The 22992-nt window shown below is 63.6% G+C and carries 25 protein-coding genes and 1 tRNA gene; 14 read left to right on the top strand and 12 right to left on the bottom strand.

Going from position 1 to position 22992, the window contains the following annotated elements:
• Positions 1–66 precede the first annotated feature (66 nt).
• Complete coding sequence (locus NY023_RS07700; RefSeq protein WP_024086507.1) at positions 67–2199, top strand: TonB-dependent siderophore receptor; 2133 nt, start codon at positions 67–69, stop codon at positions 2197–2199.
• Between the two features lie 166 nt (positions 2200–2365).
• On the opposite strand, the gene NY023_RS07695 is transcribed toward NY023_RS07700, so the two are convergent.
• Positions 2366–2455: transfer RNA gene (locus NY023_RS07695), tRNA-Ser, on the bottom strand.
• 198 nt (positions 2456–2653) lie between these two features.
• Here NY023_RS07695 and NY023_RS07690 point away from each other — a divergent pair.
• The 3 genes from NY023_RS07690 to NY023_RS07680 all read left to right on the top strand — a co-directional run bounded on the left by NY023_RS07690 (position 2654) and on the right by NY023_RS07680 (position 5280).
• On the top strand, positions 2654–3343 hold the full coding sequence (locus NY023_RS07690) for a crotonase/enoyl-CoA hydratase family protein (protein ID WP_013971521.1): 690 nt from the start codon (positions 2654–2656) through the stop codon (positions 3341–3343).
• Positions 3344–3524: 181 nt separating this feature from the next.
• On the top strand, positions 3525–4244 hold the full coding sequence (locus NY023_RS07685) for a lysophospholipid acyltransferase family protein (RefSeq protein WP_003260398.1): 720 nt from the start codon (positions 3525–3527) through the stop codon (positions 4242–4244).
• A 64-nt stretch (positions 4245–4308) separates the two neighbouring features.
• The gene (locus NY023_RS07680; protein ID WP_015269363.1) at positions 4309–5280 is read left to right on the top strand and encodes a magnesium and cobalt transport protein CorA; all 972 of its coding nucleotides are present in this window, start codon (positions 4309–4311) and stop codon (positions 5278–5280) included.
• A gap of 33 nt (positions 5281–5313) precedes the next feature.
• On the opposite strand, the gene NY023_RS07675 is transcribed toward NY023_RS07680, so the two are convergent.
• Positions 5314–6045: an amidotransferase gene (locus tag NY023_RS07675; RefSeq protein WP_013971519.1), complete on the bottom strand. Its 732-nt coding sequence runs from the start codon at positions 6043–6045 to the stop codon at positions 5314–5316.
• Positions 6046–6573: 528 nt separating this feature from the next.
• Here NY023_RS07675 and NY023_RS07670 point away from each other — a divergent pair.
• Positions 6574–7374 carry a c-type cytochrome gene (locus tag NY023_RS07670; RefSeq protein WP_024086506.1) on the top strand — a complete coding sequence of 267 codons (801 nt, stop codon included), beginning with the start codon at positions 6574–6576 and terminating at the stop codon, positions 7372–7374.
• A 54-nt stretch (positions 7375–7428) separates the two neighbouring features.
• On the opposite strand, the gene NY023_RS07665 is transcribed toward NY023_RS07670, so the two are convergent.
• From NY023_RS07665 to NY023_RS07650, 4 genes are all read right to left on the bottom strand, one after another.
• Positions 7429–7761, bottom strand: coding sequence for a ribonuclease E inhibitor RraB (locus tag NY023_RS07665; protein WP_003260395.1), 333 nt, complete (start codon positions 7759–7761; stop codon positions 7429–7431).
• A gap of 176 nt (positions 7762–7937) precedes the next feature.
• Positions 7938–8174: a hypothetical protein gene (locus tag NY023_RS07660; protein WP_013971517.1), complete on the bottom strand. Its 237-nt coding sequence runs from the start codon at positions 8172–8174 to the stop codon at positions 7938–7940.
• A gap of 219 nt (positions 8175–8393) precedes the next feature.
• A complete protein-coding gene (locus tag NY023_RS07655) occupies positions 8394–10469 on the bottom strand; it encodes an LTA synthase family protein (protein WP_013971516.1) in 2076 nt (691 codons plus the stop codon).
• 241 nt (positions 10470–10710) lie between these two features.
• Positions 10711–10902 (bottom strand): PLDc N-terminal domain-containing protein, encoded by a 192-nt coding sequence (locus NY023_RS07650; protein WP_012271091.1) that lies wholly within the window; start codon positions 10900–10902, stop codon positions 10711–10713.
• 125 nt (positions 10903–11027) lie between these two features.
• Here NY023_RS07650 and NY023_RS07645 point away from each other — a divergent pair, with 125 nt between their 5' ends.
• Positions 11028–11966 (top strand): ZIP family metal transporter, encoded by a 939-nt coding sequence (locus tag NY023_RS07645; RefSeq protein ID WP_013971514.1) that lies wholly within the window; start codon positions 11028–11030, stop codon positions 11964–11966.
• Positions 11967–12090: 124 nt separating this feature from the next.
• Here the strand turns inward: NY023_RS07645 and NY023_RS07640 are convergent, their stop codons facing one another.
• Together NY023_RS07640 and NY023_RS07635 are read right to left on the bottom strand one after the other, a co-directional pair.
• Positions 12091–12621, bottom strand: coding sequence for a hypothetical protein (locus NY023_RS07640; protein ID WP_013971513.1), 531 nt, complete (start codon positions 12619–12621; stop codon positions 12091–12093).
• A 60-nt stretch (positions 12622–12681) separates the two neighbouring features.
• Positions 12682–13206, bottom strand: a complete 525-nt coding sequence (locus NY023_RS07635) for an ankyrin repeat domain-containing protein (RefSeq protein WP_013971512.1) — start codon at positions 13204–13206, stop codon at positions 12682–12684.
• Positions 13207–13471: 265 nt separating this feature from the next.
• On the opposite strand from NY023_RS07635, the gene NY023_RS07630 reads away from it, so the two are divergent.
• Positions 13472–13744, top strand: a complete 273-nt coding sequence (locus NY023_RS07630) for a DUF3509 domain-containing protein (RefSeq protein WP_013971511.1) — start codon at positions 13472–13474, stop codon at positions 13742–13744.
• A gap of 61 nt (positions 13745–13805) precedes the next feature.
• Here NY023_RS07630 and NY023_RS07625 read toward each other — a convergent pair whose 3' ends face one another.
• The 3 genes from NY023_RS07625 to aroC all read right to left on the bottom strand — a co-directional run bounded on the left by NY023_RS07625 (position 13806) and on the right by aroC (position 16832).
• Complete coding sequence (locus NY023_RS07625) at positions 13806–14342, bottom strand: oxidase (RefSeq protein ID WP_024086505.1); 537 nt, start codon at positions 14340–14342, stop codon at positions 13806–13808.
• On the bottom strand, positions 14342–15496 hold the full coding sequence (locus tag NY023_RS07620; RefSeq protein WP_015269353.1) for an MFS transporter: 1155 nt from the start codon (positions 15494–15496) through the stop codon (positions 14342–14344). Before NY023_RS07620 ends, NY023_RS07625 begins: the two co-directional genes overlap by 1 nt.
• Positions 15497–15740: 244 nt before the next feature.
• The gene (gene aroC, locus NY023_RS07615) at positions 15741–16832 is read right to left on the bottom strand and encodes a chorismate synthase (RefSeq protein WP_003260967.1); all 1092 of its coding nucleotides are present in this window, start codon (positions 16830–16832) and stop codon (positions 15741–15743) included.
• 236 nt (positions 16833–17068) lie between these two features.
• Here aroC and NY023_RS07610 point away from each other — a divergent pair, with 236 nt between their 5' ends.
• Both NY023_RS07610 and NY023_RS07605 read left to right on the top strand, forming a co-directional pair.
• On the top strand, positions 17069–18031 hold the full coding sequence (locus NY023_RS07610) for an alpha/beta hydrolase (RefSeq protein ID WP_013971508.1): 963 nt from the start codon (positions 17069–17071) through the stop codon (positions 18029–18031).
• A 206-nt stretch (positions 18032–18237) separates the two neighbouring features.
• Positions 18238–19020, top strand: a complete 783-nt coding sequence (locus NY023_RS07605) for a hypothetical protein (RefSeq protein WP_013971507.1) — start codon at positions 18238–18240, stop codon at positions 19018–19020.
• Between the two features lie 109 nt (positions 19021–19129).
• On the opposite strand, the gene prmB is transcribed toward NY023_RS07605, so the two are convergent.
• A complete protein-coding gene (gene prmB / locus NY023_RS07600) occupies positions 19130–20038 on the bottom strand; it encodes a 50S ribosomal protein L3 N(5)-glutamine methyltransferase (protein ID WP_013971506.1) in 909 nt (302 codons plus the stop codon).
• 180 nt (positions 20039–20218) lie between these two features.
• Between prmB and NY023_RS07595 the strand changes: the two genes are divergently transcribed.
• From NY023_RS07595 to NY023_RS07575, 5 genes are all read left to right on the top strand, one after another.
• A complete protein-coding gene (locus tag NY023_RS07595) occupies positions 20219–20809 on the top strand; it encodes a cysteine hydrolase family protein (protein WP_015269349.1) in 591 nt (196 codons plus the stop codon).
• 86 nt (positions 20810–20895) lie between these two features.
• Positions 20896–21216: a hypothetical protein gene (locus NY023_RS07590; RefSeq protein WP_013971504.1), complete on the top strand. Its 321-nt coding sequence runs from the start codon at positions 20896–20898 to the stop codon at positions 21214–21216.
• 109 nt (positions 21217–21325) lie between these two features.
• Positions 21326–21886 carry a Smr/MutS family protein gene (locus NY023_RS07585; protein WP_013971503.1) on the top strand — a complete coding sequence of 187 codons (561 nt, stop codon included), beginning with the start codon at positions 21326–21328 and terminating at the stop codon, positions 21884–21886.
• Positions 21887–21956: 70 nt separating this feature from the next.
• Complete coding sequence (gene folE / locus NY023_RS07580; protein ID WP_013971502.1) at positions 21957–22502, top strand: GTP cyclohydrolase I FolE; 546 nt, start codon at positions 21957–21959, stop codon at positions 22500–22502.
• 59 nt (positions 22503–22561) lie between these two features.
• Positions 22562–22933 (top strand): glutaredoxin family protein, encoded by a 372-nt coding sequence (locus tag NY023_RS07575; protein WP_013971501.1) that lies wholly within the window; start codon positions 22562–22564, stop codon positions 22931–22933.
• The last annotated feature ends 59 nt before the right edge of the window (positions 22934–22992 follow it).

The following is a 22992-nucleotide window of genomic DNA, read 5'->3' as shown; positions in this document are numbered from 1 at the left end:
CATGTGGGAGCGGGTACACCCGCGAAGAGGCCGGCGCAGGTGTCGCGCATCCAGGAGCCCCACCGCATGCCCCCGCGTCACCCCCGCCTGCCCCTGAGCCTGCTCAGCCTGGGCCTGGCCCTGCATTGCCCCCATGTGCTTGCCGAAGACAGCGTGCTACTGGCTCCGCTGCAGGTCTCCGATACCTACACCCACGACGGCTACCAGGTACGCCAGGCAGCAGTAGGCGGCTTCCAGCCCGCCCCCTTGCTCGACACCCCGGCCTCGATCAGCGTATTCGGCCAGCAACTGCTGGAAGACCGCCAGGTACGCCAGCTCAGCGAAGTGCTGCAAAGCGACGCCTCGGTGGGCGAAAGCTACGCCCCCATCGGCTACTACGAAAACTTCAACGTGCGCGGCTTCGAGCTGAATGCCGCCAGCAGCTACCGAATCAATGGCCAGACTATCGCCGGCGAGCAGAACGTGGCCCTGGAAAACAAGCAGCAGGTGGAGCTGCTCAAGGGCCTGTCCGGGCTGCAGAGCGGCGTATCGGAGCCGGGCGGCCTGATCAACTACGTGACCAAGCGCGCCGAAGACGTGCGCAGCGTCACGGTGTCGACCAACGAACAAGGCGAACGCTACCTGGCCACCGACCTGGGCGGCTGGTTCGGCAGCGAGCGACAGTTCGGCCTGCGGGCCAACCTGGCTCATGAAGACATCCGCTCCTACGTCGACCACGCCGACGGCAAGCGCGACTTCGCCTCGCTGGCCTTCGACTGGCAGATCAACCCGGATGCCACCCTGCAGCTGGATGCCGAATACCAGCACCGTGAACAACGCTCGGTGCCGGGTTACCAGTTGCTCGGTGGCAGCGAAGTACCTCATGGCATCGACCCGGACGACCGCCTGGCCTACCAGCACTGGGCCAAGCCGGTGCAGAACGATTCGCTGAACCTGGGCGGGCGCTTCGAGTACCGTTTCAACGAAGCCTGGACCGGGACTTTGAGTGCCTCGCGCAGCAAGGTGGTGATTGATGACTACAGCTCGTTTGCCTGGGGCTCGAGCGAAGGCGCGTTCTTCGGCAGCAACGGCGACTACGACATCTACGACTTCCGCAGCCCGGACGACACCCGCCGTACCGATGAGGCGCAGGCCATGCTCAACGGGCGTTTCGATGCGCTGGGCGTGGGGCATGAGTTGACCGTGGGCACCAGTGCGCAGCGGCGCACGCTGGATCAGCGCCCCAGCTATATGGAATGGGTAGGTACAGGCAATATCCACACCGGTGCGCCGGCCTTCGATCCATCCGACAAGCCCATCAGGTCTAGCGAACGTCGCCTGGACAGCCGCCAGTACGGGCTGTTCGTGAGCGACCGCATCAGCTTCAACGAGCAATGGCAGACCATACTGGGTGCCCGGGAAGTACGCCTGGACGAGAAAACCTGGAATGAGGACGGCGTTGCCGGCCGCCATACCCGGCAGTACGAACTGCTGCCCAACGCCGCGCTCATCTACAAGCCGCAGCCGGATACCACGGTATATGCCAGCTATTCCAAAGGCCTGTCGGCAGGCGGTACTGCACCCTGGTTCGCCGAGAACAGCTTCGAAATCCTCGCGCCAACGACCTCGCACCAGCTGGAACTGGGCCTAAAGCACGACTGGCAAGGCCTGAGCTTCAGCGCCGCACTGTTCCAGATACGCCAGGCATACCAATACGCGCGCCCGGACGGAGCCGGCACTTTTACCTATGTCCAACAAGGCCAGCAGAAGAACACCGGCCTGGAACTGGGCGCCAGCGGCTGGGTGACCTCGAACCTGCAGGTACAGGCCAGCGCTGCGGCGATTCGGGCGCGGGTGCAGAACAGCGATACCGATGCCTATGAGGGCCACCAGGCGATCAACGTGCCCAGGTTCCGGGCGGCGTTGCAGGCGGAATACACCCTGCCGGTACCGGGGTTGGCACTGCTGGGTGGGGCGCGCTACAGCGCCAGCAAATATGCGAGCCAGGCGGGGAATGTGGAAGTTGGTGGGTATACGGTGTTCGATGTGGGTAGCCGCTACCGTACGCGCATCGGGGGGTATGACACGGTGCTGCGGCTGACTGTGGATAACGTGTTCGACAAGCGTTATTGGCGTGATGTGGGGGATTACCTGGGGGATAACTACCTGTTCCAGGGGGCGCCGCGGACGGCTCGGCTTTCGGCTTCGGTCAGCTTCTAGAATTTTGGGGGCGCGTTGCGCCCCTTCGCGACACAAGGCCGCTCCTACAGGCGTACGCGGTCCCTGTAGGAGCGGCCTTGTGTCGCGAAAGGGCCGCAAAGCGGCCCCCAAAGGCCCAAAAACAAAAAGCCCCCGGCTTTTCAGCTCGGGGGCTCTTCGTAGAATGTGGCGGTGAAGAAGGGATTTGAACCCTTGATACGATTTCTCGTATACACACTTTCCAGGCGTGCTCCTTCGACCACTCGGACACTTCACCGTTTCTCTTCAAGCCTTGCAGCCTGTCGAGGTGCGCTAATTTAGTGAAAGACCTTCCCTTTGGCAAGCATTTTTTTCAATTTTTTCATGCATTTGCATTTGAGCCCCGGCGAACGCTGACCGACCAGTCAGCCTTACTGCTTTACCTCGCCCCTGGCGCTGGGTAACGTCGTCGCCACGCCAACAAAAGGACTCTGCCATGAGCGAGCTGATTACCTACCACGCCGAAGACGGCATCGTCACCCTGACCCTGAACAACGGCAAGGTCAACGCCATCTCGCCAGACGTCATTGCCGCCTTCAACGCCGCGCTCGACCGCGCCACCGAAGAGCGCGCGGTGGTGATCATCACCGGGCAGCCCGGTATCCTGTCTGGCGGCTACGACCTCAAGGTGATGACCAGCGGCCCCAAGGAGGCGATCAGCCTGGTCACCGCCGGCTCCACCCTCGCCCGCCGCCTGCTGTCGCACCCGTTCCCGGTAGTGGTCGCCTGCCCGGGCAACGCCGTGGCCAAGGGCGCCTTCCTGCTGCTGTCGGGCGACTATCGCATTGGCGTCGAAGGGCCGTACAAGGTGTGCCTGAACGAAGTGCAGATCGGCATGACCATGCACCATGCCGGCATCGAACTGGCCCGCGACCGCCTGCGCCGCTCGGCCTTCCACCGCTCGGTGATCAATGCCGAGGTTTTTGACCCGCAGGGCGCGGTGGATGCCGGCTTCCTCGACAAGGTGGTGCCGGCCGAGCAGTTGCAGGATGCAGCACTGGAGAAAGCGCGGGAGCTGAAGAAGCTGAACATGCTGGCGCACAAGCACACCAAGCTGAAGGTGCGCAAAGAGCTGCTGGAGGCGCTGGACAAGGCGATCGAGCTGGATCAGCACTATACAGGTTGACCGTACCGGCCTCTTCGCGGGTGAACCCGCTCCCACAGGGATATCGCACGCCTCAAGAGCAGTGAGGTACCCGTGGGAGCGGGTTCACCCGCGAAAGGGCCAGTACAGGCTTGCACCAGGGTTTGCCCCGACCAGTGCACATCCGTACACTGCCCGGCGACTGTCTGGTGTGAGTCGTACCATGCTTTATTCATTGCGCATGTTCCTGCTGGCGCTGCATTTCCTTGTGGTTGGGGCCCTGGGCCTGGTCATTGGCCTGTGCCGCCCCTTCAACCCCGACAACAGCCGCGTGTTCGCACGCCTCTACAGCCTGCCGGCCACCTGGCTGATGCGCATCAGGGTCAAGGCCGAAGTCGGCCCGCTGTGGGATCAGCCGCCAGGCTGCGTGATCGTCGCCAACCATCAGTCCAACTTCGACCTGTTCGTGCTAGGCCAGGTGGTGCCGCAGCGCACCGTCGCCATCGGCAAGAAAAGCCTGGGCTGGATCCCGCTGTTCGGCCAGCTGTTCTGGCTGGGTGGCAACGTGCTGGTCGACCGCAAGAATGCCTACCAGGCACGCAAGGCCATGCAGAAGACCACCCGGGTACTGCAGGACGACACCTCGATCTGGATTTTCCCCGAAGGCACGCGCAATCCCGGCGAGCACTTGCTGGCCTTCAAGAAAGGCGCGTTTCACATGGCCATCGAGGCCGGAGTGCCGATCGTGCCGGTATGCGTCAGCCGCTATGCCGGGCGCCTCAGCCTGAACAGCTGGCGCCAGCGCACGGTGATCGTGCGCTCGCTGCCACCGATCGCCACGGCGGGCATGACCCTGCAGGACCTGCCGGCGCTGATCGAACAGTGCCGCGGGCAGATGCAGCAATGCATCGACCGCATGGAAGGGGAACTGGCCAAGAGCTAGGTTGCTCTTGAGCCCACTACAGCCCAAGCTGTAACCCGTGTCCAACCGGAATAAGCGAACAACCATGGGTCGAGTCGTGGCATCGGCGGTATACAGCGCCGGCAGAAAGGTCACCAACATCAGCATCGACGAAGGCAGCGAATGGGCACGCAAGCCAGGGCATTTTGTGTGGATTGGCCTGGAAGAGCCCAACGCTGAGGAACTGGCCAACCTGCAATGTCAGTTCAATTTGCACGAACTGGCCATCGAAGACGCCCTGGAAAAGCACAGCCGGCCCAAGCTGGAAACTTTCGGCGACGCCCTGTTCATCGTCACCTATTCGCCGGTGCGCCACGAAGGCAAGCTGGAGTTCATCGAAACCCACATCTTCGCCGGCAACGGCTACATCATCACCTGCCGCAACGGCCACTCCAAATCCTATGCCCTGGTGCGCCAACGCTGCGAGGCGCGGCCGTTGCTGCTGGAGCACGGCGAAGACTTCGTGCTGTACGCCCTGCTCGACTTCGTCACCGAGAACTACCAGCCGGTCAGCGAGGCCATTCATGGCGAGATCGAGGAGCTGGAGCAGAGCGTGCTTGGCGGTTCGCTGCAAGAGGACGATATCCGCCGCTTGCACAGCCTGCGCCGCGACATCCTGCGCCTGCGCCGCTACGTGGCACCGATGGTGGAAGTGAGCGAGGAACTGCAGCGCCTGAGCTTCCCGTTCATCGACAAGAACATGCGCCCGTACTTCCGTGACGTGCAAATCCACGTGACGCGGCAGATGGAAGACCTGGCCGGTATCCGTGACATCGCCAGCCAGACCATCGAGATCGGCATGCTGCTGGAGTCGTCACGGCAGAGCATCGTGCAGCGCAAGTTTGCAGCCTGGGCGGCGATCCTGGCGTTCCCCACGGCAATTGCCGGGGTTTACGGGATGAACTTCCAGAACATGCCGGAGTTGGGGTGGCACTATGGGTACTTCGGGGTACTGGGGGTGATCGGGCTGGGCTGTACCGCGTTGTATGCCAGCTTCAAGAAGTCTGGCTGGCTTTGAGATTGTCGGGGCCGCTTTGCGGCCCCCGTGCCCTCACGCCGCGTCGTGTTTGCTCACCGGTTGCTGGATAAACCGCAACATCCACTCCCCCACCAGGTCGCCCTGGTGCTCGGTGGCCAGGCTGGCCACGGCCTTGTGGTACACCTCATCACCCAGAAACTCCTGGCGCGCATCGAGCAGCGCGCGGGAGTAGTCGTGCACGAACTCGGGGTGCCCCTGGAAGCACAGCACCTGGTCACGAATGTGGTACGCAGCGTTCGGGCAGAAATCGCTGGAGGCGATCACCGTGGCGCCTTCCGGCAGCTCGGTCACCTGGTCCTGGTGGCTGATCAGCAAGGTCAGCTCCGACACCTCCGGGTCCATCCACGGCGCATGGGCCGCCAGCGAATAGCGGTGGATACCCACGCCCCAGCCCTGCTCGGCACGCTCGGCCTTGCCACCCAGGGTCAACGCCAGCAACTGGTGGCCGAAACATACACCCAGCAACTTCTCGCCGCGCTCGTACAGCTTCAGCAGGTAGGCCTTGAGCGTCTGGATCCACGGGTCGGTACCAAACGAGTCGGCCTTGCTGCCCGTCACCAGATAGGCATCGAACACTTCGTTGTCGGCGGGGTAATCGCCGTTCATCACGTTGTACACACGAAATTCGGCGGCGATCGGCTGACGCGAGAAGAGCTGCTCGAACATCCTGCCGTAGCCCTGGTACTGCGCGGTCAACTCCGGTCGCAGGACATCGGTTTCAAGGATGCAGATGCGTAACGACATAGGGATAGTCCTGAACGACATGGGTGGGAATCTGCTGTAGAGACTGACGCGAAAGGCACGTACAAGCAAGTAGGCCGCACTGACGAACGGTCACATTTCATCGGTGCCCTGCTGGCACTTGCGCCACCGTCTAGCGAGAGCATGCCAGCCGGCTGGCACTTGGCCTCATAGCTCGAAGAAATTAATGACCGACCACATTAGAACAAAGGGTTCTCAAACATGGATGACGCACACCCTACTGTTGGTTGTATATCCACTTTCAAGAGGCAGGCAGTTCAGGCGTCACGCAACGCCACTGCGATCGACCCGAAGCGCGACAGGGAAGCCAACGGGTATTCAGGAATAACAACAAGAAGGCGGTCCGCCATGTTCAGACAATCGAAAATTCGCCAAGCTGGGCTCATTCTCTTCGCCACGACTTTGCTGCTGATCCTGCCGAACCTTACACGTTTGTTCGGCTGACTGCCGCTGTGGCGCCAACAGGCAACGCACAGGTAACCTGCTGGCCTTGATGGTCGGAGATTACCCATGCGCCACTGCCTTGCACTGTTAGTGTTGCTCCTGAGCCTGCCGCTGTCGGCGGCGCAACTGCACCTTGAACTGGGCGCTACGACGCGCCAATGGAGCAGTGAAGAACTGCTCGACCACCCGCAGGCCCGGGACATCAGCATCGACCAGGACGTTTCCTACAAGCAGCCCATGCGTTATCGGGCTGTGCCGCTGGCCGCGCTGCTGGACGGCGTGAGCGCCAGCGACCACCTGCAGGCAGTGGCGCTGGACGGTTTTGCCGCCGAAATGCCCGCAGCGCCACTGTTGCAGCAGGGGCCGGCACAGGCCTGGCTGGCGGTGGAGGAAACTGACCGGCCATGGCCACCACTGGGCCAAGGCAAGCCGAGTGCGGGACCGTTCTACCTGGTGTGGACTGCACCGCAGGCCAGCGGTATCCGCCCGGAGCAGTGGCCGTTCCAGATTTCCACGATTCGCAAGCTGGCCTCCGTCGAAGCGCGTTTTCCGGCGCTGCTGCCCGACCCGAAGTTGCCGGCCGACAGCCCGGTGCGCCGAGGCTTTGCCTTGTTCCAGCAGAATTGCCTGGCGTGTCATAGGTTGAATGGCGCAGGGGATGCACAGGTGGGGCCGGACCTGAATGTGCCGCATAACCCGACCGAGTATTTTCGGCCGGAATATCTACGCCAGCTGATTCGTGACCCGCAAAGCCTGCGGCAGTGGCCGCAGGCGAAGATGCCGGGGTTTGCAGAGAGTGTCTTGAGTGAAGCGGAGCTGGATGAATTGCTGGCTTACCTGGGGCATATGGCTGGGCGCAGGCCTTGAGGGCTGTGTGTGCTTCTTCGCGGGCTTGCCCGCGAAGAAGGCAACACAAAACTCTCAGGCTATGGGCCGCTCCTGCTTGACCCCCCACCCTTCCACCTCACCGCCATAAGGTGTCACCAGCTGCTCGAAGGCCTCTTCAAAGTCGCCAATCCCGCCATGGGTGGCATACATGACCTTGCTCAGTTCCAGATGCCATGCACCGTCGCCCAGTTCCTTGACCTGGGCATTCAGCGATTCCCCACGAAACTGCCCGGCCGCACGGCGGGCCCCTGCTTCGTCGGGGAATATGGCGTAGAACTCGATGGGATGGATCTGGGTGAAGTCGAAACCGCCTGCCTTCATCTGGCGCAGGACGTTGCTGCTGATATCGTCGTTCTGGCTGCTCATGAAACGTCCTCCTGAATAATGCGATGGATAGACTTTCCGTGCACTACGCACCTGCCGGCAGCGGCCGGGCAGTTCGAGCTGATGCAAGACGCGAAGGGATGCGGTGCCGACCCGCAGAATAGGCCGGCACCTTCATGCAGCGTAGTGCCTGCAAGGGCACCACGCAAACGTGTGGTTCAGGGCGTTTCGTGGATGCTGGTGATGGTCACGCCACTCTGCTCCTTCAGCCAGCGTGCGGTGGGGGAAATGGTGCGGTCCTGGAAGTCGTTGAGGTCCAGCTCGTCCATCACCGGGAACAGGTGCGAACGGATGGCCCGCGCGGCGTCCTCCTCGCTGGGGCACTGGTCGCCGTGCAGCGTCAGGGTGGTGAGCACGCCCTTCTGGTCGGCAAAGATGACTTCCCACTCTTTCATTGAACGAACCCTCTAAGTCAACGAACACCGGGTGTGTGATGCCTGAAACAAGTGACCTTGAGGTGGGGAGAATGTTCAGTCTGTGCCGGCCTCTTCGCGGGTAAACCCGCTCCCACAGGGATTTCACAGGGTCTGAGGGCAGTGATATCCCTGTGGGAGCGGGTTCATCGATGCGTCGAACCGCCGCGAATGGGCCGCAAAGCGGCCCCTGTTGCAGCCTTACTTAGGCGTGCCGTGCACTACACCAGCAGTGTTATCCAGCAAGCTCTTGGTCGCAGTCTGGATATACGCTTCCAGCTTCTTCAGCATTTCCGGCTGGTCCTGGCTTTCGATCAGCTCGGCCTTGAACTCGCTGCCCAGCTGGTAGCGGTACATGCGCGGGGTCATGTCCTTGGACTCGATCAGGATACGGTCGCCCTGTACCAGGCCGACGATCTGCTCGCTGCCCGATGGCTTGATCATGCCCATGCCCTGGTCGCCCTCAGGCAGGTTGAGCAGGTCGCGGCCCCAGCACTGGTGACGGGCCTGGCCACCCAGGCGGCCCATGATGGTCGGCACGATGTCGACCTGGGTACCCACGGTGTGGTTGACCGCACCGAACTTCTCCTGGATGCCTGGGGCAATCAGCAGCAGCGGCACGTTGAAGCGGCCCAGGTCCAGCTCGGTGACCTGCTGGTGGTTGCCAAAGCCATGGTCGCCAACGATGACGAACAGGGTTTCCTTGAAGTACGGCTCCTTGCGCGCCTTCTCGAAGAACTGCCCCAGCGCCCAGTCCGAATAGCGCATGGCAGTGAGGTGCTCGTCCAGGCGGCCCTGGCCGGTTACCGGCTCTACCGGCAGGTCTTTGGGCAGTGCGTACGGGGTGTGGTTGGACAGGGTCTGCAGCAGCGCGTAGATCGGCTTCTTGCCATCGTGCTTGGCCAGCTCTTCGGCGCCGCGGTCGAACATGTCCTGGTCGGACACGCCCCAGGTCGGGTCGGAGAACACCGGGTTGACGAAGTCGTTACGGCCAATGAAGGTGGTCATGCCCTGGTTGCCGAAGAACCCGGACTGGTTGTCCCAGGCAAAGTCGCCGTTGTAGACGTAAACGTCGTCGTAATCGCGGGCGCTGAGCAAGGCTGGCAGGCCGGAGAGCTTGTGGCCGCCTTCCGGGGTCTGCATCAGGTACTCGAAGCCTGGCAGGTTGGGGAAGCAGGCCATGGTGGCGAACATGCCCTGGTGGGTATGGGTGCCGTTGGAGAAGAAGCGGTCGAACAGCAGGCCTTCTTTGGCCAGCTTGTCGAAGTACGGGGTGATGTTGTTGGGGCTGCCCAGCGCGCCCACCGAGTGGCCGGCGAAGCTTTCCATCAGGATCACCACCACGTTCTTGATCGGCAGGGTGCGCTCGGCCGGCGGCACGAAGTCGCGGCGGATTGCAGCCTCGTCGGCATCGACCAGGGTGTCGTGGGCGGTCAGCAGCTGCTCGCGCACGCTCTGCGTGGCTACGTCCTGCTCCAGCACCGGCTTCCAGATGTTGGCGCGGTCTTCGCCGAAGCGGCTCTTGGCAGCATCGATCAGGGTCAGGGTGCCGTTCAGGCCCAGCTGGTTGACGAAGTTGGAATCGGTGGTGAAGGCATCACCCCAGCGCATCGGCGGGCCCTGACGCAGGGTGCCACGGGCGGCGACCACGGCCACCAGCAGGATCACCATGAACACCGCCAGGCGGTTGTACCACGGCGCTGCACGGCGCTGCAGGGTGACCTCGCCGGCACCGTTGCCACGGGTCATGCGGTCGATGCCCTTGAACAGCAGGCTCAGCAGCCAGGTGCCGAACAGCCAGGCCAGCAGGTAGCGCACCACCGGGAAGCCGTACCAGAGCATGCTCAGCACGGTCTTCGGGTCTTCCTTGATGTACTGGAACACCAAACCGTTGAGGCGCTGGTGGAACTCGCGATAGAAGTCCATTTCCATCAGGCCGAGGAACATCACCACGCTCGAGGTGATGGTCAGCCAGAAACGGAACAGGCCACGCCGGGCCATGGCCCAGGGACTGAGGATGGCCAGCAGCAGCGGAATGCTGATGTACACCACTACCCGCAGGTCGAAGCGCAAGCCATTGAGAAAGCCTTCTGCGACGGTCGCGCTGGGGGTATCGCCGATCATGTCGCTGTTGTAGACCAGCAGCGCCAGGCGCACGAGGCTGAGCATCAGCATGATCACCAGGCCGCTGAGCAGCGTGTAGGCCAGGTGGGATTTCAGAGTGGGCGAGAACGACGCTCGCGCGCCCCGTTGCTTCAAGGCGTCCAGGTTAGCCATGAATGGGAAGGTCCTAGGATTGCGGGTTTGCGGAGATGGCGCAGGTGTATACCAACGCAGCATTGTGCGGGTGCGGATTCTGTTTAAACCAATGTGAAAATTTTGTCACGGGGGTGTTGCCGCTTTTGTCTGTTACGGCCTCTTCTCGGGCACGCCCGCTCCCACAGGGGGATCACTGCCCTCAGGTCCAGTGATCCCCCTGTGGGAGCGGGTTCACCCGCGAAGAGGCCAGCACAGCCATTCAGATCCGCACATTCCCCCGTGGCCCGGCGATCGCCCAGATCACCAGCCCCACCACCGGCAGCAAGGCGATCAGCAGGATCCACAACACCTTGATGCCCACTTCGCTGCCACTCTTGATCACATTCAGGATGGCCCAGATATCCAGCGCCAGGATGATCAGCCCGACCAGGCTGTTGAACGTCGACCCCATGCCAAAACTCCTGTCAAAGGCTTTGCTGCACAGCATAGTCAGCTATCAAGGCGATAGAAGGGAATCCTTGGCGATTGCCGCAGGTCCCTGAGTAGACTGCCGTTAATCACTGATTCGAGGTTCACATGCCCCCCGCCCACACTCAAAGCGCCGCCCCGACCTCGCTGCTGAACGCCTGGCGCCAGCAAGCCGTGAACACCCCGTGGCTCAGCGCCGGCCTGGGGTTGAGCCTGCTGGCGGTGTTGCTACTGCTGGCCGCCAGCCTGTGGAACGCAGTGAACGGCGACCACGCCGAAAACCTGCACCTGGCCGCACTGGGCGGGTTGTCCGGCTTTGGCGCCACGGCGCTGGGCGCGGTGCTGGCAGTGGTGCTGCGCGATGTCAGGGCCCGCACCCAGGATGTGATGCTGGGTTTTGCCGCCGGCATGATGCTGGCGGCCAGTTCGTTTTCGCTGATTCTGCCGGGCCTGGATGCCGCCCGCGAAATTACCGGCAACGGCCCGGCCGCGGCCTTTACCGTGGTGCTGGGCATGGGCCTGGGCGTGCTGCTGATGCTGGGCCTGGACCGCTTCACCCCGCATGAACACGAAAGCACCGGCCCTTGCGGCCCGGAGGCCGAGCGCATCAGCCGGGTGTGGTTGTTCGTGCTGGCGATTACCCTGCACAACCTGCCTGAGGGCATGGCCATTGGCGTGAGCTTTGCCAATGGCGACATGAACATCGGCCTGCCGCTGACCAGCGCCATCGCAATTCAGGACATCCCCGAGGGGTTGGCCGTGGCGCTGGCCTTGCGCGCTACCGGGTTGTCGAACCTGAAAGCCGCGCTGGTGGCGATCGGGTCGGGGCTGATGGAGCCGCTGGGTGCGGTGATCGGCCTGGGGATTTCGACCGGCTTTGCCTTGGCCTACCCGGTCAGCATGGGGCTGGCGGCGGGGGCGATGATTTTTGTGGTGAGCCACGAGGTGATTCCCGAAACCCACCGCAATGGGCACCAGACGGCGGCGACCCTGGGGTTGATGGGTGGGTTTGCGGTGATGATGTTCCTCGATACCGCGCTGGGCTGAAGATTGAAGCTGCCTGTACCAGCCTCTTCGCGGGTAAACCCGCTCCCACAGGGATCTCACTGGGCCCGAGGGAAGTGATATCCCTGTGGGAGCGGGTTTACCCGCGAAGAAGCAAACGCGGAAATCAGACGTGTACGGCGACCTTCAACGCCTCAAGCGCCGGCTCGACCTTGATCCCCACCTCAGCACCCAGCTCCAGCACCCGCGCCAGGTCGTTCTGCCCTACCATCACCATCTGCAGCTCGTCATCCAGCAACTGGCTGAAGTTGAGCAGCACATACCCACCCGCCTCCTTGTTCAGCGCCCCCATCTGCACCTGAATGCGATTGAGCGCGGTCAGCGGCTCGGTGCGGGCCAGTTGTTTGGGCTTGAGGGTGAACGGCACGCTCTGGTCGAACGAGTCGCTGATCTGCTGGAACAGGTCCTGGTAGCTGTCGGCCTGGAACACCACGGTGTCCGGCAGGCTGCCCAGCACCACCCATTCGCCCAGCGGAATGGGGAAGCTGTCGTCGTAGTTGATGTCGGGGTTGGCGGCCAGGAAGGCAGCGGGGTCGGCGTAGGCCTGGGCGGCCTCGTCGGCGATGCGCTCGATGTCTTCCTCGCGCATGCAGCCAGCGCCAATGAGGCTGATGAATTCGAGCAACTGAGTTTTCATGAAAGGGGGCCTGCGACGGGTGAAAAGTCGCCAAGGATAGCCGCAAATGCCCCCTTGCGGTTAGCCGGCCAGCACTTGCAGGCGCGCTGCGGCGTCCACGGCCCCCATGGTTTGCGCTGCCACCAGTGCGGTGATACCGCGGGCATCCTGACGGGCCGGGTCGGCCCCCTGGGCCAGCAGGTACTCGAGGATTTCGCTGCGGTTGAACATGGCTGCCAGCATCAGTGCGGTGCGGCCATCCTGCGCGGCGGCGTCCACCGGTACGCCGTGCTCCAGCAACAGGCGAATCATGGCCAGGTCACCCTTGAACGCGGCGCCGGCGATGGGCAGTTGGCCGTTATCGTTGGCAATCAGCGGGTCGGCGCCATGCGCCAGCAGCACACGCACTGCGTCGTGGTGGCCGTGGTAGCTGGCCAGCATCAGCAGGGTGTCGCCCTTGTGGTTGCGCAGGTTGGCCGGCAGGCCGCTGGCCAGCAGGCGCCCGAGCATCTCGGCATCGCCCTGGCGGGCACGTTCGAACACCTGCTCGGCAAAGGCGGCGGTTTCGTCGTCGGTCATGGTGGTGGGCGTGGGTTGGCTGGACATTTGGAACCTCCTGGCAGAAATCGTTGCCCAAGTCTTTGTCAGGCAAGGCTGCCGGGTCAAAGGTTCAGATTCTATCGGGCTGATAGCTGGCCGCGGGTCGTGCAATATGCACTGTGCAAAATGCACGACCATGCAGGTTGCACGAAAGCGCCTCGACGAAAAATACGTAACCTACTGAAATTAAAGGATTTTTTCAGAAAAAGCTTCCTGGCACGGTCACTGCAACGATCAACTCACGTCTGCCACGCAACAGCCAGGAGTTGATATGGACCTCATCCAGGAAAAGTTCGTTTCGGTATTTTCGGCCTACCAGGTGAATACCCAGGCCCGCCCAGACGGCGGTGTGCTGCTGACTCTGCGCGCAGCTGATGGCAAGGTCACCCGCCGCGTGCTGACCTACGCGCAATTGCACAGTGCCGAGCAGCTGTCCTGGGCGATCAGTGCGATTCGCCGCGATTTGGCCGAGCAGGCCAGTGAATTGCCGGTGATTTCGATGCTGCAGAGCCAGCAGCGGTTTGCCTTGCCGACTTATCGCTGAGTTTTGTATTGGTTGATCTGGCCTCTTCGCGGGCTCGCCCGGGAAGAGGCCGGTAAAGCCATTACAGTTCGTCGATGCCCAGAAACGCCCGCGCAGTCACATCCCCGGTAAACCTCGGCTGCATCCCTTCCTCGCTGCTGTACAACCGCAACGCCAAGCAAAACGGTGTATCGCCCAGCTCGACCCAGCGCCGAGTCCCCGCCGGGAGCACCAGCTGGTCGCCCTTCTCGCACAGCACCGAATACACCCAATCCCCCGCACGCAGGCCAACCTGAGCCCGCCCGCTGACCACGGCAAACACCTCGTCGGCGTCATGCACATGCTCATCGCGAACGTCCACCTGCGCAGGGGCCTCACCCTCACGGTTGAGTAACACGAAAGCCTTGCTGCCATGCGCCGTCATCAACTGGTCAAGGTGCTCGCGACAGGCCTCCAGTACCTCCTCCTGGGCGGTGCCAGGGCGCACACGCAGGCCATGCTCGGCATGGGCAAAGCGCACGCCCTGCTCGGCCAGAGTGGCAACGATATCGTCGTGGTGGGTCAACACCTTGTTCGGCAGTTCCGGGCTGGAGGGGTGGAAAACGCTGAGAATGCTCATCAGGGGCGGGTCCTGGTCGGTTGCGAACAAAGGGCAATGATAACGGCTGCAGCCAAGGCTGCGGCACTGGCCATACCAAAGGTGAAGGTGGGCCCCAGCAGTTTCCAGCTGTAACCCGAATACAATGCCCCCAGCGCACCGCCAGTGCCCGACAGCGCCGCATACAGCGCCTGGCCCTGGCCCTGCTGGCGGGCGCCGAAGCTGGCCTGCACGAAAGCGATGCTGGCGGCATGGAAGCAGCCGAAGGTGGCCGCGTGCAACACCTGGGCAAACACCAGCACCGCCGGCTCGCCGGCCAGGTTGCCCAGCAACAGCCAGCGCAGCGCCGCCAGCACGAAGCTGGCCAGCAGCACCCGCTGCACCGAAAAGCGCGCGAAGATACGGCTCATGGCCATGAACACCAGTACTTCGGCCACCACCCCGAGTGCCCACAGCAGACCGATGGCACCCCGGGCATAGCCCAAGTGCTCCAGGTGCAGGGTGAGGAAGGTGTAGTACGGCCCATGGCTGAGCTGCATCAGTGCCACGCAGGCGTAGAACGCGACCACCCCCGGCGCCCGCAGTTGCTGCAGGAAGCCGCCCGCGCCACTGCGCTCGCCCTGCTCCACCGGCTGGGCATTGGGCACCCACAGGCTGGCGGCGACGATGCCGGCCATGATCGTGACCAGCGCCACCGGGTAGATGTCCAGGCTCAGCCACTCGAACAGCCGGCCCAGGCCGACCACGGTGAGTATGAAGCCGATCGAGCCCCACAGGCGCACCTGGCTGTAGCGCGCGGTTTGCCCGTGCAGGTGGGCCAGGGTGATGACCTCGAACTGCGGCAGCACCGCATGCCAGAAGAACGCGTGCAGGGCCATGACCAGCGCCAGCCAGGCGTAGCTTTTGCCAAGGAAGATCAGGGCGAAGGTGGCCAGGGTCGACAATGCGCCCAGCCGCACGATCAGCAGGCGCTGGCCGGTGCGATCACCCAGCCAGCCCCACAGGTTGGGGGCGATGCAGCGCATGAGCATGGGTATGGCCACCAGCTCGCCGATGCGTGCCGGAGAGAAGCCCAGGTGGTCGAAGTACAGCGCCAGGAACGGGGCGGTGGAGCCGAGCAGGGCGAAGTAGAACAGGTAGAAGCTGGACAGGCGCCAGTAGGGGATTGGTTGCATGGGGTGACCTTGTGGGGACCTGTGCCGGCCTCTTCGCGGGTAAACCCGCTCCCACAGGTACCTCACCGCCCTCAGGCCCAGTGATATTCCTGTGGGAGGGGATTGGTTGCATGGGGTGGCCTTGTGGGGACCTGTACCGGCCTCTTCGCGGGTAAACCCGCTCCCACAAGTACCCCACTGCCCTCAGGCCCAGTGATATTCCTGTGGGAGCGGGTTTACCCGCGAAGAGGCCGGTACTGGCGAATCAGAGCTGGCCCAGCACCGGGGTATTCACCTTCACATCGGCATTCTGCGCGCGGTGGCGCAGCAGGTGGTCCATCAGCACGATGGCCATCATCGCCTCGGCGATCGGCGTGGCGCGGATGCCCACGCACGGGTCGTGGCGGCCTTTGGTGATGACGTCCACCGGGTTGCCGTCGATGTCGATGGAGCGGCCCGGGGTAGTGATGCTGGAGGTCGGCTTCAGCGCCAGGTGAGCAACGATCGGCTGGCCCGAGGAAATACCGCCGAGGATGCCGCCAGCGTTGTTGCTGAGGAAGCCTTCCGGGGTCAGTTCGTCACGGTGCTCGGTGCCGCGCTGGGCCACACTGGCGAAGCCGGCGCCGATTTCCACGCCCTTGACCGCGTTGATGCTCATCAGCGCGTGGGCCAGTTCGGCATCGAGGCGGTCGAAGATAGGCTCGCCCAGGCCCGGCATGACGCCTTCGGCGACCACGGTGATCTTGGCACCCACCGAGTCCTGGTCACGGCGCAGCTGGTCCATGTAGGCCTCCAGCTCCGGCACTTTGCTCGGGTCAGGGCTGAAGAAGGCGTTCTGCTCCACCGACTCCCAGGTCTGGAACGGGATTTCGATCGGGCCCAGCTGGCTCATGTAGCCGCGCACGGTGATGCCTTGGGTGGCCAGGTATTTCTTGGCGATGGCACCGGCGGCCACGCGCATGGCGGTTTCGCGCGCCGAGCTGCGGCCACCGCCGCGGTAGTCGCGAACGCCGTACTTGTGGTGGTAGGTGTAGTCGGCGTGGGCCGGGCGGAACAGGTCCTTGATCGCCGAGTAGTCCTTGGACTTCTGGTCGGTGTTGCGGATCAGCAGGCCGATCGAGCAGCCGGTGGTGCGGCCTTCGAACACGCCGGAGAGGATTTCCACCTCGTCGGCTTCCTGGCGCTGGGTGGTGTGCCGGCTGGTGCCGGGCTTGCGCCGGTCAAGGTCGTGCTGCAGGTCGTCGAGAGAAATCTCCAGGCCCGGTGGGCATCCATCGACAATGGCGACCAACGCCGGGCCATGGCTCTCGCCAGCGGTGGTGACAGTGAACAGCTTGCCGTAGGTATTGCCGGACATGGACGCTCCGCGAGATCTGCCTGAAGTGAACGAAAGCGGCAGTATACAGATGGATTGATCGCCTGTGCTGGCCTCTTCGCGGGTAAACCCGCTCCTACAGGGTCATCACAAGATGCGAAAATTGTGCTGTACCTGTGGGAGCGGGTTTACCCGCGAAGAGGCCAGTACAGGCAACCTCCCCTTCGAACCTTCCCGCAAACACTGGGTCAAACCCTCATCTCCCCATGTAGTACCGAATGATGTCGCGCCTCGTCGCCCTCTTCTTCCTGCTGTGCACCGGCCTGGCCCAGGCCGCCGCCCCCACCGTGCTACAACGCCCGATCGACCTCGACACCGGCCAGGGCGTGCTGCACGGCAGCCTGCTGCTGCCGCAACAGCCAACCCCGCCACCGGTGGTGCTGATCATCGCCGGCTCCGGCCCCACCGACCGAGACGGCAACAACCCGGCGTCAGGCCGGGTCGACAACCTCAAGCGCCTGGCCCTGCTGCTGGCCAACGAACACATCGCCAGCGTGCGCTACGACAAGCGCGGGGTGGCCGCCAGCCAGCCGGCCACGCCCGACGAGCGTGACCTGAGCGTGGAGCGCTATGTAGCCGACGTGGTCGCCTGGAGCCGCAAGCTCAAGGCCGACCCGCGCTTCGGCCCGTTGATCCTGATCGGCCACAGCGAAGGCGCGCTGATCGCCAGCCTGGCCGCCGAGCAGGCCGGCGCCAGCGCGGTGATTACCCTGGCTGGCAGCGGCCGACCGCTGGCCGACGTGCTGCGCGAACAGCTGGCACAGCGCCTGCCGCCGGCACAACTGGCCGGCGGCAGCGCCCTGCTCGACCGCCTGCAGGCCGGGCAGACCAGCCTGGAGGTACCGGCGCCGCTGCGTCAGGTGTTCCGCCCCAGCGTGCAGCCCTACCTGATTTCGCTGTTCCAGCAAGACCCAGCGGCGGCCTTCGCCCGCCTGCCCATGCCCGCGCTGATCGTGCAGGGGCGCAACGACGTGCAGGTAGGCGTGATCGACGCCGAACGACTGAAGGCGGCCAAGCCGGATGCACAACTGGTGTTGATCGATGGCATGAACCACATGCTGCGCATCAGCCCCAAGGCAATGAGCCAGCAGCGCGACAGCTACCTCAACCCTGGGTTGCCGCTGGCAAGGGAGCTGGGCGAGCAGATTGTGACGTTTATCCAGCATTTGCCTTCTGCCTGACCCTCAGGTCTTGGACGGTACGGCCGATAAAGGGAGTAACGGCGAAGATTGGGGCCGCGGCGCGGCCCATCGCGACGCAAGGCCGCTCCCAAAGGGACAGTGCCAGGTTCAGGCTCGGCGCCGTCCCTGTGGGAGCGGCCTTGCGTCGCGAAAGGGGCACGCAGTGCCCCCTCTTGCAGCCGGCACGCACTTGAGGACAAGCCCTGATGACAACCGCCCCCGCCGCCGTAGAGCCAGCCGAAGAGCCCGAGGAAAGCCCTGCCCTGCCCTGGGCCGAGCTGGCCGCCGAACACTTCCAGCTGTTGCGCCTGGCCGCCCTGCCCACCGACCGCAACACCGGCGCGCGGCCCCTGCGCTTCGTGCAGTTCGGCTATGCCGAACGCCACGACAAGGCCCACAGCCTGCTGCGCATGGAAATCCAGCTGCCCGGGCAGAAGGTGCACAAGGAACAGAACCGCCTGGACATTCGCGTCGACCACTCCGCGCGCCTGGTGCGCATTGGCAATGAACATGGCCTGCAACTGGAGCCGCTGAACCGTGGCATCGGCCGCTTCCTGCTGGCCCAGGCCGCGCAATGGCTGCAGCGCAAGTGGTCGCACTACCGGATCGAGGGCATGGCGCTGCCGAGCAAGGATGCGCTGAACGAAGACTCACGCCTGCGTCGTGACCACTGCCTGCGCGGGATGGGTATCGAGGTGGAGTACGAGGATAGCCAGCATCTGAAGGGCCGTACCGTGGAAATGACGGTGGGCGAGCTCAAGGGGGCGTGGAACAGCGAGCGCTTGCAGCGAGTGGGGATACTGGATGCTGCCGGCCTGCTGCAGCAGGCTGACCAGCAGTTGCAGGAGAAGGAAGGGCAACTGCGTGAGCGAGATGAACGGGTTGCCAAGTACCAGCGTGAAGACAGCGGGTTGCGCTTTACGATTACCTGCCTAGTGGCGTTTGCGGTGTTCCAGGCGGGGTTGCTGATCTGGATTGCCACGCGCTGAGACCGCGTCGCCTAATTCGCGGGTAAACCCGCTCCCACAGGGTCCGCGTCGCACCTGAGGGCAACGCTATACCTGTGGGAGCGGGTTTACCCGCGAAGAGGCCCTGGAATCAGACCCGGGCCTTGAACAGTTCCTGATGCTGGCGGCACTGCTCGGCGGTCAGCATGAACACCCCGTGCCCACCGCGCTCGAACTCCAGCCAGGCAAAGTCCACCTCGGGGTATAGCGCCTCGACATGCACCTGGCTGTTGCCCACCTCGACAATCAGCAAGCCCTTGTCGGTCAAGTGGTCCGCCGCCTCGGCCAGCATGCGCCGCACCAGGTCAAGGCCATCGTTGCCGCAGGCCAGGCCCAACTCGGGCTCGTGGTGGTACTCGACCGGCATGTCGTCGAAGTCTTCGGCATCGACATACGGCGGGTTGGACAGGATCAGATCGAAACGCTGCCCCGGCAAACCACCAAAACCGTCGCCCTGCACGGTGTACACGCGCCCGTCCAGGCCGTGGCGTTCGATGTTCTGGTTGGCCACTTCGAGCGCTTCGAACGACAGGTCGGCCAGCACTACCTCGGCCTCGGGGAACACGTCGGCGGCAACGATGCCGATGCAGCCAGAACCGGTGCACAGGTCGAGAATGCGCGCCGGCTCGCTCGCCAGCCACGGCTCGAAGCGTTTCTCGATCAGCTCGCCAATCGGCGAACGCGGCACCAGCACGCGCTCGTCGACGATGAACGACATGCCGCAGAACCAGGCTTCGCCCAACAGGTAGGCGGCCGGCACGCGTTCTTCGATACGGCGCTTGAGCAGGTGCTGCAGGCGTACCCGCTCGTCGTCCTCGAGCATGCAGTCCAGGTAGCTGTCGGCCACCTCCCACGGCAGGTGCACCGCCCCCAGTACCAGCAGGCGGGCCTCGTCCCAGGCATTGTCGGCACCGTGGCCGAAGAACAGGTCGTGCTCGTGGAAGCGGCTGACCGCCCAGCGGATGTAGTCGCGCAGCGTGCGCAGGCGGGATGTGATCACGGGGTACTCCTAATTCAGACCGGACAAAAGTCTAACAGCCCCACCCGCACATTTGTTCCTTTGCCTTACCCAATGGCTAGCCACAAGCCAGTAACCATGCCGCTTGCGTTGTCAACCATTCCCATTGGCGCCAAGGCAGGGGAGAATAGGTATACAAAAGCCCTATCCAAGGAGCCCTTGATGTCCGTTCCAACCACGATGTTTCGCCTCACTGGCCGCGACTACCCGCCGGCCAAGCTGAGCCACGCCAGCCTGATCATCATCGATGCGCAAAAGGAGTACCTCAGCGGGCCCCTGGCGCTGTCGGGCATGGACGAGGCCGTGGCCAACATCGCCAGGTTGCTCGACGCCGCGCGCAAGAGCGGCCGTCCGATCATCCACGTTCGCCACCTGGGCACTGTCGGTGGCCGCTTCGACCCACAAGGGCCGGCCGGCCAGTTCATTCCAGGGCTGGAGCCGCTGGAAGGCGAAATCGTCATCGAAAAACGCATGCCCAATGCATTCAAGAACACCCAGCTGCATGAGACCCTGCAGGCGCTGGGCCACCTGGACCTGATCGTCTGCGGTTTCATGAGCCACTCCAGCGTCAGCACCACGGTACGCCGCGCCAAGGACTATGGTTACCGCTGCACCCTGGTGGAAGACGCTTCGGCGACCCGCGACCTGGCATTCAAGGATAGGGTGATCCCGGCCGCGCAGATCCACCAGTGCGAAATGGCCGTGATGGCCGACAACTTCGCTTGCGTGGCCCCCACCGCCAGCCTGATCTGAGCGGCTGAGTACAACCGCCCGGCAGCCGGGCGGAACCCGATGGGCGGCCCCAGGTCGAATTCCGGATATCCACAGAGGAGAGCGGAATGAAGCTCAAAGGCAGTTTCGACGCCAAGCGCCTGCGCCCGCGCGAACCGCGTAACTGGGGTGCCCGCCTGGCGGCCGGCCTGGCGGCCATGCTGGCGACCCTTGGCGTGCTGTTGGCGATGGCCGGCGTTGCTGGCTTGCTGGGCAACTACCCTGCCCTGGCGGAGCTCAATGCCAACAAACCACTGGCCGGCATCCTCACCGTGGCCGGTTTGCTGCTGCTGTGGCTGGGCGTGCGCTTCTGGCGGCGCAGCCGCATTCGCCTGCGCCGCGGGCGGGAACTGAACCTGTCGCCGCACCTGATGAAAAAACACGATTGAGGCACTGCTGACGCGGTCCCTGTGGGAGCGGGTTTACCCGCGAAAGGGCCGGCACAGGCTGCACAAGGCCCCACAGTCGCGTAAACTACGCCGCCCACGTGGAGGCATCATGCAAGACGACGATTTTTCCCTGTTCAAGGCCGAAGTGCGCGGTGTCAAACCGATCAGGCACGACCGCGCCGAAGTCGGCAAGCCCAAGGCCGACCGCCAGAAGCTGGCCGGCCTGCGTCAGGCGGCGACCGTGCGCAGTGACAAGGCGCTGGTGATCGACGGCATGTCCGACCAGTTCGTCATCGACGTTGGTGCCGAAGACGAGTTGCTGTGGCGCCGCGATGGCGTACAGGAAGGCCAGCTGCGCAAGCTGAAGCTGGGGCAGATCCCGTTCGAGGGCAGCCTCGACTTGCACGGCATGACCGTGGAAAAGGCCCGCGAAACCCTGTGGGATTTCATCGCCGAGGCCACCAGACTGGAAGTGCGCTGCGTGCGGGTTACCCACGGCAAGGCCGCGCGCCTGGACGGCAAGCGCCCGATGATCAAGAGCCACGTCAACACCTGGCTGCGCCAGCACCCGCAGGTGCTCGGTTTTGCCTCGTGCAGCGCCCGCCACGGCGGCACCGGCGCGGTGTATGTGATGCTCAAACGAACCATGCTCGAAGGCCGCGACGAGTAACGCCGCGCTTGCAGCGCCGCCCTCACCGCCGTAACCTTCGTTTTTGCGATTTTTTCCCACAGGTAGATCCATGTCCCTGGAACAGAACTACACCGAGATCCTCAGCCAGATTGGCGAGGACGTCTCCCGTGAGGGCCTGCTCGACACGCCCAAGCGGGCTGCAAAGGCGATGAAGTACCTTTGCCGCGGTTATGAGCAAACACTGGAAGAAGTCACCAACAACGCGCTGTTCAGCTCTGACAACAGCGAAATGGTGCTGGTCCGGGACATCGAGCTGTATTCGATGTGCGAACACCACATGCTGCCGTTCATCGGCAAGGCGCACGTGGCCTACCTGCCCAAGGGCAAGGTACTGGGCCTGTCGAAGGTGGCGCGCATCGTCGACATGTACGCTCGCCGCCTGCAGATCCAGGAAAACCTCAGCCGCCAGGTTGCCGAGGCCGTGCAGCAGGTAACCGGTGCCGCCGGCGTTGCCGTGGTCATCGAAGCCAAGCACATGTGCATGATGATGCGCGGTGTCGAGAAGCAGAACTCGACCATGATCACCTCGGTGATGCTGGGTGAGTTCCGCGAAAACGCCGCCACCCGCAGCGAGTTCCTCAGCCTGATCAAGTGATTGGCTGCTGACCCCGAGCCGACCCTGCCGGGTCGGCTTTTTCATTTCAGGAGTTGCCCATGATCGTCAAAGCCCTGCGGGTTGGCCTCGGCCAGCTCATCGTGTTCGGCGACTGGATCAGCCGCCCGGCCAAGCGCAAACGCGACGCCACCGCCCAGGCTCGCGTCGAGCAAGCGGCCAAGGGCCTGGCGCTGTACCAGTTCCACGCCTGCCCGTTCTGCGTCAAGACACGCCGCACCCTGCACCGTTTGAACGTGCCGGTGGCGCTGCGCGATGCCAAGAACGACCCAGTACACCGCCAGGCCCTGCAGGAAGGTGGCGGCCGGGTGAAAGTGCCGTGCCTGCGTATTGAAGAAGCGGGCAAGGTGACCTGGATGTATGAGTCCAAGGCGATCATTGCCTACCTGGATGAGCGGTTCGCGTCGGCCTGACCGTTTGCAGGTGGCCTGTACTGGCCCTTTCGCGGGTAAACCCGCTCCCACAGGTACTC

The sequence above is a fragment of the Pseudomonas sp. NBB genome, from assembly GCF_032701105.1.
In the GTDB taxonomy this organism is placed as follows: domain Bacteria; phylum Pseudomonadota; class Gammaproteobacteria; order Pseudomonadales; family Pseudomonadaceae; genus Aquipseudomonas; species Aquipseudomonas asiatica.
This window is presented reverse-complemented; position numbering and strand designations above follow the sequence as displayed.